At 59.7% G+C, this 12,432-nt stretch carries 17 protein-coding genes; 10 read left to right on the forward strand and 7 right to left on the reverse strand.

Annotation, left to right across the window (positions count from 1 at the left end; genetic code table 11):
* Positions 1 to 23: 23 nt before the first annotated feature.
* From AC0J41_RS04185 to recX, 5 genes are all read left to right on the forward strand, one after another.
* Entirely contained in the window at positions 24 to 590 is a 567-nt protein-coding gene (locus tag AC0J41_RS04185; RefSeq protein WP_473014643.1) for a glycoside hydrolase family 19 protein, read from the forward strand.
* Complete coding sequence (locus AC0J41_RS04190; RefSeq protein ID WP_473014644.1) at positions 569 to 1,087, forward strand: lysis system i-spanin subunit Rz; 519 nt, start codon at positions 569 to 571, stop codon at positions 1,085 to 1,087. Before AC0J41_RS04185 ends, AC0J41_RS04190 begins: the two co-directional genes overlap by 22 nt.
* A 67-nt stretch (positions 1,088 to 1,154) precedes the next feature.
* On the forward strand, positions 1,155 to 1,655 hold the full coding sequence (locus AC0J41_RS04195; protein WP_025110822.1) for a CinA family protein: 501 nt from the start codon (positions 1,155 to 1,157) through the stop codon (positions 1,653 to 1,655).
* An 83-nt stretch (positions 1,656 to 1,738) separates the two neighbouring features.
* The gene (recA, locus tag AC0J41_RS04200; protein ID WP_003222269.1) at positions 1,739 to 2,797 is read left to right on the forward strand and encodes a recombinase RecA; all 1,059 of its coding nucleotides are present in this window, start codon (positions 1,739 to 1,741) and stop codon (positions 2,795 to 2,797) included.
* Positions 2,798 to 2,805: 8 nt separating this feature from the next.
* Positions 2,806 to 3,276 (forward strand): recombination regulator RecX, encoded by a 471-nt coding sequence (gene recX, locus AC0J41_RS04205; protein WP_473014645.1) that lies wholly within the window; start codon positions 2,806 to 2,808, stop codon positions 3,274 to 3,276.
* Positions 3,277 to 3,331: 55 nt separating this feature from the next.
* Here recX and AC0J41_RS04210 read toward each other — a convergent pair whose 3' ends face one another.
* On the reverse strand, positions 3,332 to 4,450 hold the full coding sequence (locus tag AC0J41_RS04210) for an LOG family protein (protein WP_473014646.1): 1,119 nt from the start codon (positions 4,448 to 4,450) through the stop codon (positions 3,332 to 3,334).
* 351 nt (positions 4,451 to 4,801) lie between these two features.
* On the opposite strand from AC0J41_RS04210, the gene AC0J41_RS04215 reads away from it, so the two are divergent.
* Entirely contained in the window at positions 4,802 to 4,996 is a 195-nt protein-coding gene (locus tag AC0J41_RS04215; protein WP_007964369.1) for a hypothetical protein, read from the forward strand.
* Here AC0J41_RS04215 and AC0J41_RS04220 read toward each other — a convergent pair whose 3' ends face one another.
* Complete coding sequence (locus AC0J41_RS04220) at positions 4,997 to 5,422, reverse strand: PA3611 family quorum-sensing-regulated virulence factor (RefSeq protein ID WP_025110818.1); 426 nt, start codon at positions 5,420 to 5,422, stop codon at positions 4,997 to 4,999.
* Positions 5,423 to 5,611: 189 nt separating this feature from the next.
* On the opposite strand from AC0J41_RS04220, the gene AC0J41_RS04225 reads away from it, so the two are divergent.
* From AC0J41_RS04225 to AC0J41_RS04235, 3 genes are all read left to right on the forward strand, one after another.
* Positions 5,612 to 6,358, forward strand: coding sequence for a tRNA-uridine aminocarboxypropyltransferase (locus AC0J41_RS04225; RefSeq protein WP_473015971.1), 747 nt, complete (start codon positions 5,612 to 5,614; stop codon positions 6,356 to 6,358).
* Between the two features lie 223 nt (positions 6,359 to 6,581).
* Entirely contained in the window at positions 6,582 to 7,232 is a 651-nt protein-coding gene (erdR, locus tag AC0J41_RS04230; protein ID WP_025110816.1) for a response regulator transcription factor ErdR, read from the forward strand.
* A gap of 74 nt (positions 7,233 to 7,306) precedes the next feature.
* Entirely contained in the window at positions 7,307 to 7,669 is a 363-nt protein-coding gene (locus AC0J41_RS04235) for a diacylglycerol kinase (protein ID WP_025110815.1), read from the forward strand.
* Here AC0J41_RS04235 and AC0J41_RS04240 read toward each other — a convergent pair.
* Entirely contained in the window at positions 7,666 to 8,592 is a 927-nt protein-coding gene (locus AC0J41_RS04240; RefSeq protein ID WP_025110814.1) for a LysR family transcriptional regulator, read from the reverse strand. The two genes, AC0J41_RS04235 and AC0J41_RS04240, sit on opposite strands and share 4 nt — an antisense overlap.
* Positions 8,593 to 8,725: 133 nt before the next feature.
* On the opposite strand from AC0J41_RS04240, the gene fpr reads away from it, so the two are divergent.
* Entirely contained in the window at positions 8,726 to 9,505 is a 780-nt protein-coding gene (gene fpr / locus AC0J41_RS04245; RefSeq protein WP_007908723.1) for a ferredoxin-NADP reductase, read from the forward strand.
* Positions 9,506 to 9,672: 167 nt separating this feature from the next.
* Here fpr and tsaA read toward each other — a convergent pair whose 3' ends face one another.
* The 4 genes from tsaA to AC0J41_RS04265 form a co-directional block, all read right to left on the reverse strand.
* Positions 9,673 to 10,371 (reverse strand): tRNA (N6-threonylcarbamoyladenosine(37)-N6)-methyltransferase TrmO, encoded by a 699-nt coding sequence (gene tsaA, locus AC0J41_RS04250; protein WP_473014648.1) that lies wholly within the window; start codon positions 10,369 to 10,371, stop codon positions 9,673 to 9,675.
* 184 nt (positions 10,372 to 10,555) lie between these two features.
* Positions 10,556 to 11,023: a YehS family protein gene (locus AC0J41_RS04255; protein ID WP_025110812.1), complete on the reverse strand. Its 468-nt coding sequence runs from the start codon at positions 11,021 to 11,023 to the stop codon at positions 10,556 to 10,558.
* A gap of 74 nt (positions 11,024 to 11,097) precedes the next feature.
* The gene (locus AC0J41_RS04260; protein WP_025110811.1) at positions 11,098 to 11,808 is read right to left on the reverse strand and encodes an rRNA pseudouridine synthase; all 711 of its coding nucleotides are present in this window, start codon (positions 11,806 to 11,808) and stop codon (positions 11,098 to 11,100) included.
* 103 nt (positions 11,809 to 11,911) lie between these two features.
* Positions 11,912 to 12,385 (reverse strand): GNAT family N-acetyltransferase, encoded by a 474-nt coding sequence (locus AC0J41_RS04265; protein WP_025110810.1) that lies wholly within the window; start codon positions 12,383 to 12,385, stop codon positions 11,912 to 11,914.
* Between the last annotated feature and the right edge of the window lie 47 nt (positions 12,386 to 12,432).

The raw sequence follows: 12,432 nt of genomic DNA on the forward strand, positions 1-12,432 counted from the left end.
ACATCCAGGGAGGATTACGCATTATGCAAGTAACTGAAGACAACCTTAAAACCATCATGCCCAACGCCCGCAGCCAAGCGGGCGTTTTTGTTTCTGCGCTCAACAGCGCCATGGCCAGCCATCGCATCGACACGCCCAAACGTGTCGCTGCGTTTCTCGCGCAAATCGGCCACGAGTCGGGCCAGTTGCAATACGTGCGCGAGCTGGGCAACAACCAATACCTGAGCAAATACGACACCGGCACGCTGGCGCTTCGATTGGGCAACACGCCCGAGGCGGACGGCGACGGCCAGAAGTACCGTGGTCGCGGGCTGATCCAGATCACCGGTCGCAGCAACTATCGTCAATGCAGCCTCGGCCTGTTCGGCGATGAACGTTTGCTGTCCCTGCCCGAATTACTTGAGCAGCCGCAATGGGCGGCGGAGTCCGCCGCATGGTTCTGGGAGCTGAACGGCTTGAACGAACTGGCTGATCGCGACCAGTTCAACAGCATCACCCGCCGAATCAACGGCGGGTTGAATGGCCTGCAGGATCGCCTCGACATCTGGGCGCGGGCGAGGGCGGTGCTATGTCCATCTCCTGGCGCCTGATCGGCGTTTTGTTGCTGGCTGCGGTAGCCGCCGCGCTGGCCTGGCAGTTTCAGGACTGGCGCTATGGCCGTCAACTGGCCGAGCAGGCGCGACTGCAGGCCGACACCCTCAATCAACTGACCTCGGCCGCCGCCACCGCGCAGCAGGCCGAGCAGGACAAGCGTCTGGCCCTTGAGCAACGCCTCGCGGCCAGTGAACAAACCCACTATCGAGCCATGAGCGATGCCCAACGTGATCAGGATCGCCTGCGCGATCGTCTTGCCACTGCTGATCTGCGCCTGTCAGTCCTCATCGACGCAGGCGACGCTGCCCAAGGCTGCGGGGTGCCAGCCACCACCGGCCCCGGCGGCGTGGATCATGCAACCGTACGCGCCCGACTTGACCCGGCGCATGCTCAACGAATTATCGCCATCACCGACACCGGCGACCGTGGACTGATCGCCCTGCAGGCGTGTCAGGCCTATGTCCGAGCGCAGGCGCCCGAACATTTTGAATGAGTCTGTGTATTGAAAGCGCAACCGGGTCGTGTACGGTGAAGGTCTTCCACCCGATCCGGAGCACACCGTGAAAGAGATCACCCAACTGGCCGCCGACCTTGGCCGACGTCTGCAATTGCTCAATGCCCACGTCACCACCGCCGAATCCTGCACCGGTGGCGGGATTGCTGAAGCGATCACGCGGATTCCGGGGAGTTCGGCCTGGTTCGAAGCCGGTTACGTGACCTACTCCAACCGCCAGAAAACCCAGCAACTGAATGTCCCCGCCGAACTGTTCGGCACAGTGGGGGCGGTCAGTCGCGAGGTGGTCGAGTCGATGGTGCGTGGCGCGCAGAAGAACAGCCTGGCGCGGTTTGCCGTGGCGGTCAGCGGCGTGGCCGGGCCTGACGGCGGTACACCGAACAAACCGGTGGGCACCGTGTGGCTGGCCTGGGGTGTGGGCGATGTGGTTTCCAGCGAGGTCCAGCACTTCCCCGGCGGTCGCGACGAAGTCCGCCGACAAACGGTGAAGGCCGCGCTAGAGGGGCTGTTGCGACTAGCGGCACGAGAAATCGAAAATCAGGGGTAGGCGATCCGCGAACGCTGTGGAATAATACTGGCTACTTATACAGGTGTTGGCCGTCAGGCCTTATTGATTACGTGAGGACTTTAATGGACGACAACAAGAAGAAAGCCTTGGCTGCGGCCCTGGGTCAGATCGAACGTCAATTCGGCAAGGGTGCCGTAATGCGTATGGGCGATCAGGACCGTCAGGCGATCCCGGCCATTTCCACTGGCTCTCTGGGTCTGGACATCGCACTCGGCATTGGCGGTCTGCCAAAAGGTCGTATCGTTGAAATCTACGGTCCTGAATCTTCCGGTAAAACCACACTGACGCTGTCCGTGATCGCTCAGGCTCAGAAAGCCGGCGCGACCTGCGCATTCGTCGACGCCGAACACGCCCTCGACCCTGAGTACGCCGGCAAACTGGGCGTCAATGTCGACGACCTGCTGGTTTCCCAGCCGGACACCGGCGAGCAGGCACTGGAAATCACCGACATGCTGGTGCGCTCCAACGCCGTAGACGTGATCATCGTCGACTCCGTGGCCGCCCTGGTACCGAAGGCTGAAATCGAAGGCGAAATGGGTGACATGCACGTGGGCCTGCAAGCCCGTCTGATGTCCCAGGCGCTGCGTAAAATCACCGGTAACATCAAGAATGCCAACTGCCTGGTGATCTTCATCAACCAGATCCGCATGAAGATCGGCGTGATGTTCGGCAGCCCGGAAACCACCACCGGTGGTAACGCGCTGAAGTTCTACGCTTCGGTCCGTCTCGACATCCGCCGTACCGGCGCGGTGAAGGAAGGCGACGAAGTGGTTGGCAGCGAAACCCGCGTCAAGGTCGTGAAGAACAAGGTGGCTTCGCCGTTCCGTCAGGCCGAGTTCCAGATCCTTTACGGCAAAGGCATCTACCTTAATGGCGAGATGATCGACCTGGGTGTGCTGCACGGTTTCGTCGAGAAATCCGGCGCCTGGTATGCCTATGAAGGCACCAAGATCGGTCAGGGCAAGGCCAACTCGGCCAAGTTTCTGGCAGACAATCCGGAAGTCGCTGCCAAGCTTGAGAAGCAACTGCGTGACAAACTGCTGTCGCCAGCAGTGATCGCCGACTCCAAGGCTTCTGCGGTCAAAGAGACCGAAGATGACCTGGCTGACGCTGATATCTGATAACAGCGATGACCACCGCCGTACTCGATACCCTCGTCGCGGTGCGGCGAACCGCCATGGACCTGCTCGCTCGACGCGAGCATGGTCGAGTCGAACTGACGCGCAAACTGCGTCAGCGCGGCGCTGAGGCGCAGATGATCGAAACAGCCCTCGACCGTTTGACGGAAGAAGGGCTGCTTTCCGAAGCCCGTTACCTTGAAAGCTTTGTCTCCTACCGTGCCCGTTCCGGCTACGGCCCTTTGCGGATTCGTGAAGAGCTCGGCCAGCGCGGTCTGCAGCGCGCCGACATTGAACTCGCCTTGCGCGAAAGCGGTATCGATTGGCAGGGACAGCTTCGGGATACGTGGCAGCGAAAATTCTCCGGGCAGTTGCCCATTGATGCCAAGGAGCGGGCCAGGCAAGGCCGATTCCTCGCGTATCGGGGCTTCTCGATGGAGATGATCAACCGCTTGTTCAGCGGCAAAGAGATGGACGATTAAGACGCTTCAACAAAAACGGCCGGCTATGAAAATAGCGGGCCGTTTTTTTTTGCCTTCAAATGACCTTCGAGGGCTCACGTGCACGTTGTGCCGTCTGTGGTTTGGTGTGTGCCCAGTTTTCCGGGAGGTTGATGTAATCCACCAGCTCCCTGAGTCGGCCATGATCCCGGGCATTGAACGCGAAGGCCAACCGCACCAGATGGCTGTACTGCGCTTCGTCGTGCTCCTCGCCACTGTAGGCGTGCTGATGGAACTGGTCGCTGAGGCATAGATCGGCGAAAGCCTCCTGCATATGCTCCAGCGCCTGATCGCTGAGCTTGTGATGCATGCGGATCACGAACTGACGCTTGAGCCAACGACTGGAGTGGAAGTTGCTGTAGAACTGATTGATCTGTTCCACCGCCTCATCGACGCTGTAGACCAGCCGCATCAGCTTCAGGTCGGTGGGCAGGATGTAGCGATTGTCTTCGAGTTGCTGGCGAATGAAGTCCAGTGCGCCTTGCCAGAACGTTCCGCCGGGCGTGTCCAGCAACACCACCGGCACCAATGGGCTTTTTCCGGTCTGGATCAGTGTCAGCACCTCCAGCGCCTCGTCCAGGGTTCCGAACCCGCCAGGGCAGAGCACGAGTGCATCGGCCTCCTTGACGAAGAACAGTTTGCGGGTGAAGAAGAAATGGAACGGCAGCAGGTTGCTGGTGCCGTCCACGGTCGGGTTGGCATGTTGCTCGAAGGGCAGGGTGATATTGAACCCGAGGCTGTGATCGCGACCGGCGCCTTCGTGTGCGGCGGCCATGATCCCGCCACCGGCTCCGGTGATGACCATCATGTCCGAGCGTGTCAGGGCTGCGCCGAGTTCCCGGGCCATTGCATACAGCGGATGTTCGACCGGCGTGCGCGCCGAGCCGAACACGGTGACTTTGCGTCGTCCCTTGAATTGTTCCAGCACCCGGAACGCCTGCTCCAATTCGCGCAGGGCCTGCAGGGTGATCTTGGCGTTCCAGCGGTTGTGATCTTCCTGGGCCATGCGCAGCACGGTCAGGATCATGTCGCGATAAATCGGCAGGTTCGGGCTGTTGGGGGAAACCTGGTTGAGTTGTTCTTCGACCTTGCTGATGAGGTCGGGGCCGCTTTCCTGAAAATGACGGCTGAGCAGGTCATTCGGTTGGTAAGGCATTCAAAGTCTCCTTCTGCACAGAGCTTGTGGCCCTGACGTGCGGCGTCAGTGCCGCGCTGCAAATAACTCACTCGGCAGCTCCTTTTTCTGCCGTGAACAGGTGATCGGGAATACTTTTAATCTAGACCCTCGCGAGCCATTGCGCTGAGTTGATCATTACGCCACGAAGTCTTTTCTGGCAACCGTTGCTTGTCGATTGGCAAAGGAAGCTCACCGCTCGTCCGAACGTACGCCGTAGAGCAATCGCTCTGATTTACTAACTTACAGGCACCGTACGACAGCTTTAAGTCAGCAACCGTACGCAAGGTGCGCGCTTTTCAAGGATTCGTGGGTGGCAAGGAGGCGGGATAGATGGCCAGAGTGGTTCTGGAGATCGATACGCAGCTGTATCGGATGCTGAAAGCGTCAGCCGAGACCAATCAAGTGAGTCTCGAAGAGGAGTGCTGCCGTCGGTTGGCAGGGGGAGAGCGACGCTCTCGCTACTTGCAGGCCCTGGTGGCCGAATTGCGCGCCGAAGATGAACAGCGGCGCGCCAACACCGGATGATTACTTCTTCTTCGCCGGAGCCGCTTTCGGGCAATCGGAATCCTGATAGCTGGCCGAGCCGATGGCCTTGTTGGTTTTGTATTCACTGAAGTCGTAACGCATGATCGCGCCCTTGGCCATCAGCTTGCGGTACGACGGGTTACTGCACACCGAAGCACCCAGCTGGAAATACACGGCCTTTGGATCAGCGCGCATCTTTTCGGCGTGACTTGCCTGCACGCTCAGGTGGTTGATCAGGGTAACGCCCTCAACGGTGTAGCCCTGATCGAGAATGTCTTCGTTGATCGCCCGTGGTGTGCCGACGCTGCTTTGTTCGGCGATGTTGCGCAGTTCTTTGTTCAGATTCTGCTCTTTCAGGGACGCCGCTTGAGCGCTGAAGGACAAAGCCAGTGCGATGGCCGCGGTAGGAACGATAAGGCGCAGCATGAAACTCTCCTGATTCAGTGACTGGTGGTTCGACCAGCCCCGTGGCTGTGCGTTCAGTGGCGCCGGATTATAGGGGAGCCGGTCGGGAGGGTACAGGTTTGCGCTCGCTGCTCTGTTAAACTGCCGGCCTTTATTGCCTTGCCGAGTGCTGTGCGTGTCGAGTTTCCCTGCTGTGGGGCGTTGCCCGTGATCCATCATGCCCCCAACGCCGTAGCCCGCTTGCGCGACCAGCGCGAGGACGAGGGTATCAAGCCGATTCAGGCCCGTGGTTTTCGTTCCGAGCGTTGCCGGGATTGCCGGGTGATCATCAGTCATTGTCTGTGCGCCTGGCGACCGACGGTCGAAACCCGTTCGGGCGTGTGCCTGATCATGACCGGCAAGGAAGTGTTCAAACCAAGCAACACCGGCTGGCTGATTGCCGATGTGGTGCGCGACAACCACGCGTTCATCTGGTCGCGCACCGAACCTGATCCGCAGATGCTGGCGCTGCTCAACGACCCGCAATGGCAGCCATATCTGGTGTTTCCCGGTGAATACGTCGAGCCGTCACGGGTGACCAACACGGTCGCTGCCGATAGCAGCAAGCGTCCGTTGTTCATCCTGCTGGATGCGACCTGGACCGAGGCGCGCAAAATCTTCCGCAAGAGTCCGTATTTCGACCGCTTGCCGATTCTCAGCCTGTTGCCTGACAAACTCTCGCGCTATCGCCTGCGCCGTTCTACCCGCAGCGAGCACCTGTGCACCGCCGAAGTCGCAGCGTTGTGCCTGGAGCTGGCGGGGGACAGCGATGCCGCTTCGGCACTGGACGCTTATTTCGATGTGTTCAGCCAGCATTATCTGGGCGCCAAACAACAGCTGGACCTCAACGAGTCGACCCCGGCCCACGCCGAGTTGTTGCCTTATATACGAAAGCCGCAAGCGGTGTTGGCCCCATAGTGGCCCATACTTCACACTGCGGCGGCCGTGTTGCTTGACCACCCCGGCTTCGCTGGGCATGCTTGGCGCCGATTAGGGCGCGGCCAAGGTTTGAAACGCCGTGTTTGCAAGTGATTGGCGTTGAACGTGCCCCTGTGGATACCGCTGTGTGGCGGTATCTTGAGTTGCTTTGGTGAGGCCTGAATGCGTCGGGTCTGCCATCAAAAACAGGATCATTTGAAAAATGGCCACATACGACATCCTGATTGCCGATGATCACCCTCTATTTCGTAGCGCACTGCATCAAGCGGTGACGCTGGGCCTTGGCCCGGATGTACGACTGGTGGAGGTGGCGAGCATCGCCGAACTGGAAGCGCGCCTGACCGAAAAGGCTGACTGGGATCTGGTTCTGCTGGACTTGAACATGCCAGGCGCTTTCGGGTTTTCCGGGTTGGTCATGCTGCGCGGGCAGTACCCGCAGATCCCGGTGGTGATGGTCTCGGCCCAGGAAGAAGCCTCGGTCATGGTCAAGTCCCGGGAGTTCGGCGCCAGTGGCTTCATTCCCAAGTCCAGTGACCTGAGCGTGATTCAGGACGCGGTGCGCAAAGTGCTCGATGGCGATGTGTTCTGGCCACCGCAGGCGTTCGAAGCTGTCAGTGTCTCCGACGAGGCCAAAGCCGCCAGTGATGGCCTGGCCAGCCTTACCCCCCAACAGTTCCGCGTATTGACCATGGTCTGTGAGGGCTTGCTGAACAAGCAGATTGCCTATGAGCTGAGCGTGTCCGAGGCGACCATCAAGGCCCACGTCACGGCGATCTTTCGAAAGCTGAATGTGCGTACCCGGACACAAGCGGCATTACTCCTGCAACAACTTGAGTCAATTCCGAGCCAATAATGGCTGGCGTCTTCACGCTTTTTTGACTTTTGTTGATCTAGCTTTCCCACTCCTTTTTGGTTGGTTTTTACTTTATGTCACCTTTCAAGGGCCAGACCGGCCTGAAACGCATCCTCAACGCGTCCGGTTACTCGCTGGACGGCCTGCGCGCAGCCTTTACCGGCGAAGCCGCGTTCCGCCAACTGGTGCTGCTTAATGTGGTGCTGATTCCGCTGACGTTCTTCCTCAATGTCAGTCGCGTCGAACGAGCCGTGCTCATTGCAGTCTGCCTGTTGGCGCTGATCGTCGAGTTGCTGAACTCGGCAGTAGAAGCCGCGATCGACCGCATCTCCCTGGAACTGCACCCACTGTCCAAGAACGCCAAGGACATGGGCAGCGCCGCGCAATTCGTGGCCCTGAGCATGATCGCCCTGGTGTGGGCGGTGATTCTGCTTTAAGCGATACTCGGCAACACGATCTCGTCGCTGCGCTGTACCCCGGCGGTGAAAGCGCGGCACAGATCGAGGAATTCACGCATGGCCGAGGTCTGGTATTTCTGCTTGTGCCAGATGAAGTAGAACTGCCGGGACAGATCCAGGTCCGGCGTTTCCACCGCCACCAGGCTGCCACGCCGAAACGCATCGCGCAGTGCCAGCCGCGAAATGCAGCCAATCCCCAGTCCCGACTCCACCGCGCGCTTGATCGCTTCGGTGTGTTCCAGTTCCAGACGGATATTCAGTGCACTGCGATGGTGCCGCATGGCCTGATCGAAGGTCAGCCGCGTGCCAGAGCCTTGCTCACGCAGAATCCATGCCTCGTGGGTCAACTCTTCCATGGTCGCACTGCCGCGTTTGGCCAGCGGATGTTGGGGCGCACAGAACACCACCAGCTCATCCTCGACCCAGCTCTGCACTTCGATGTCCGGATGGCTGCAATCGCCTTCGATCAGACCCAGATCAATTTCGTAGTGGGCGACCTGGTGCACGATATTGGCCGTGTTCTGTACGTGCAGTTTCACCTGACTTTCCGGGTGGCGCTGCATGAAACCGCCGATCAACAGGGTCGCCAGGTAATTGCCGATGGTCAGAGTGGCGCCCACCGACAGCGAGCCGAAACCGGATTTGCCATTGAGCAGGTCTTCGATTTCCTTGGACTGATCGAGCAGGGCCACCGCTTGCGGCAACAGTTGCTTGCCGAGAGCATTAAGGCTCAGGCGCTTGCCGGCACGGTCGAACAGCTGGCAGCTGGACTGGCGCTCCAGTTCGGTGATTGAGGTGCTGGCCGCCGATTGCGAGAGGTTGAGCAGACCCGCAGCACGGGATACGCTTTCCTGCTGGGCGACGGCGACGAAGACTTGCAGTTGACGAAGAGTAAATCGCATATCGATATAACCGATAACCCTTATCTTAATAATCCAGTTAACAGATATTGTCGTCGCTATTAGAATGCGATGCAATTGCGCACTCTCGGCCGTCAAGGCGAGCGCAGACCCAATATCCAGGAGTCCCACGTACATGAGCAACATGAACCACGAGCGTGTCCTCAGTGTTCACCACTGGAACGACACTCTGTTCAGCTTCAAGTGCACCCGCGATCCGGGCCTGCGCTTCGAGAACGGTCAGTTCGTGATGATCGGCCTGCAGCAGCCCAACGGCCGCCCGCTTATGCGCGCTTACTCGATTGCCAGCCCGAACTGGGAAGAGCATCTCGAGTTCTTCAGCATCAAGGTGCAGGACGGTCCGCTGACCTCGCAACTGCAGCACCTGAAGGAAGGCGACGAGATCATCATCTCGAAGAAACCTACCGGCACCCTGGTGCTGGACGACCTGAACCCGGGCAAGCATCTGTACCTGCTGAGCACCGGCACCGGTCTGGCGCCGTTCATGAGCGTGATCCAGGACCCGGAAACCTACGAGCGCTTTGAAAAAGTGATCCTGGTCCACGGTGTGCGTTACGTCAACGAAGTCGCCTACCGCGAATTCATCACCGAGCACCTGCCGCAGAACGAGTTCTTCGGCGAAGCGCTGCGTGACAAGCTGATCTACTACCCGACCGTGACCCGTGAGCCGTTCGAGAACCAGGGCCGTCTGACCGACCTGATGCGCAGCGGCAAGCTGTTCAGCGACATCGGTCTGCCACCGATCAACCCGCAGGACGACCGCGCGATGATCTGCGGCAGCCCGAGCATGCTCGACGAGACCAGCGAAGTGCTCGACAGCTTCGGCCTGAAGATCTCGGCGCGTATGCGCGAACCGGGTGATTACCTGATCGAGCGTGCGTTCGTCGAGAAGTAAAACGAAATACCTGTGGGAGCGAGCCGCTCGCGAAGGCATTGTGTCATTCAATACACATGTGAATGACAGACCGCTTTCGTGAGCAGGCCCGCTCCCACATTGATTTGTATTGCATTAAAAAGCCCGCGTTGCCTGAGAAGGCAACGCGGGCTTTTTCGTTTGCGGGTTTACGCCGTCGCGGCAATCACTTCCAGCACGCGAATCTGCTCGGGCGTCGGGTAATGCCAGCGTACATCCAGGTCCCAGAACTGCGCGCCGTATTCACGCTCCGGTGCCGGCGTCTGATACGCCGGGCGCGGATCCTGCGCCAGGCACTGCTCGATCAACTCGACCAAAGGCTCGCCAAGGCGCTGTGCATGTCTGTGCGCCTGTTGCAGCGCGACGTCCGTCCACTGCACGTCAATCAGCTGTGGCGCGGCACTGGCGATGCTGTTGGTGGCGTCAGGGATGATGTCGGCGTAAGGGACATAGGGTTTGATGTCGAGAATCGGCGTGCCGTCGAGCAAGTCGATACCCGAGATGAACAGCCGGCTGGCCTCGACCTTGTCCAGTTTTACCACCGACTGGCCGATGCCATTGGGGCGGTGAGTGGCGCGGGTGGCGAACACGCCCATCGACTTGTTGCCGCCCAGGCGCGGTGGCCGCACTTTCAGCCGTGGTTTATCTTCCAGCGCCTGATGAAACAGAAACAGCAGCCAGACATGGCTGACCTGCTCCAGACCTTGCACGGCATCACCCTGATCGAACGGCGCCACCAGTTCCAGCACGCCACGGGCGGCGGGGGCCAGTTGTGGCTGGCGCGGGATGGCGAACTTCTCCTTGAAGCAGGAGCGCACGAAGCCGATGGGGGAGACGCTGTAAGTCATGATCTGGAATCGAGGCGGGAGCGGGGTGGGGATGATAACCCGGAGGGCTTGAAGTGCGGTTGGCTGTTAGTCGGCCTTCGCGAGCAGGCTCGCTCCCTCAGAGGGTTGGTGATGTACACAAAGCCCTTGTGGGAGCGAGCCTGCTCGCGAAAGCCGCAGCGCTGGTCTGAAGCCGGAACCGTGATCAGCCGCGAACGCGCAGGGTCAGGCCCTTGAGGAAGTTGCGCAGCAACTGGTCGCCGCACGGGCGATAGTTGGTGTGGCCGACCTTGCGGAACAGCGCGCTCAGCTCAGGCTTGGACACCGGGAACTCGGCAGCCTTGAGGATGGCGTGCATGTCGTCTTCTTTCAGTTCGAAGGCCACGCGCAGCTTTTTCAGGATGATGTTATTGGTCACCGGGACTTCGATCGGTTGTGGCGGACGGCTTTCGTCCTTGCCGCGCTTGAAGACCACCAGGCCGTCGAGGAAGTGCGCGATCACTTCGTCCGGGCAGCGTACGAAGCCTTCTTCGTCTTCTTCTTTCTTGTCGAGCCAGATCACCACGTCAGCGAGCGCTACGTCCATGCCGCCGAGTTTGATGATCTCGACAACTTTCTTGTCGCTGATGTCGAGCATGTAGCGCACGCTGCGCAGTACGTCGTTATGAACCATGTGGGCAATCCTGATATTTCGTTGTGGGCAGCGCGCAGGGCGCGATGCCGGAATGTGTGGCGGCAGGGGAAGTCTTAGAACTTCTCTTTGCCGGACAGGTAGCGCCATTGGCCGACCGGGACTTTGCCGATCGACACGCCGCCGATGCGGATGCGGCGAATACCGATCACCTTCAAGCCGACCGCTTCGCAAAACTGCGCGATGATTCCCGGTTGCGGGTTTTTCATGGCGAAGCGCAGGCGGTTTTCGTTCTGCCAACTGGCCTTGACCGGCGGCAGCTCCTTGCCCTTGTGGGTGAGGCCGTGTTGCAGGCGATTCAGGCCATGGGCAACCATGTCACCTTCGACCTCGACCACGTATTCCTGCTCGATCTTGGCGGCGTCGGCGGTGAGCTTGCGCAGGATTTTCCAGTCCTGGGTGAACACCAGCAGGCCGCTGGCCTTGGCCTGCAGGTCGGCACTGGCGGTCAGGCGCAGGAAGTGCCCGCGCAACGGACGTTTGCCGTAGCGGTGTTCTTCGCTGAGGGTCTCGGCGCTGAGCGATTGCATGGCGCTGTCGACGTCCATGCCGGCCGGCGCGTTGAGCAGGATGGTCACCGGCTCTGGCGCGGTGGCCTTGGCGTCCTTGTCGAGCTCGACTTTCTGGTCGCCGACCTTGAACTGCGGTTCGTCGATCACTTCGCCGTCCACGGTGACCCAGCCGCCCTCGATGAACAGCTCGGCCTCCCGGCGGGAGCAACCGACCAGTTCGATGAGGCGTTTGGAGAGGCGAATCGGGTCAGTCATGACAGGGCCGTAACAAAAAAGGGGGGGGCATTGTACCTGCCTGGCGCCGGTTAAGCCCGGTTCCATTTTGGCGTATGGCTTTTTGTAGGCCTTCTGTGGTGTGTCAGCCGTGTTGTGAGCGTTGTTGGTTTTGGCGCAAACGCATGTGCAGCAGCGGATATGGCTGGCCCATGCCGTCGACTTCCGAGCGGCCGATCACTTCGAAGCCCTGCTTGAAGTAGAAGCCCAAGGCTTGTGGGTTCTGCTCGTTGACGTCGAGTTCATCGGCGTTCAAATGCTGCATGGCGTAATTCAGCAGTTTTTTACCCAAACCCTGGCCACGATGCTCGGGGTCAATGAACAGCATTTCAATCTTGCCCGCCGCCACACCGGCGAATCCGGTGATGCGCTGCTGAGCGTCCCTGGTGCAGATCAACATCACTGCATCCAGATAACGCGTGAGCACCAGATTGCGCAGCAGCTCGATGTAGCTGTCCGGCAGAAAATCATGGGTGGCGCGAACCGAGGCCTCCCAGACCCGGGTCAGTTCCTGATAATCGCTGAGTTTCGGTGTGTGGATGACCGAATGGTGACGCATGCCCGTCTGCCTCTTGTGCGTTTCAAGGGAGTCCGTCCCCCGCTAAA

This window comes from Pseudomonas sp. Arb-4-2C (assembly GCF_055755015.1).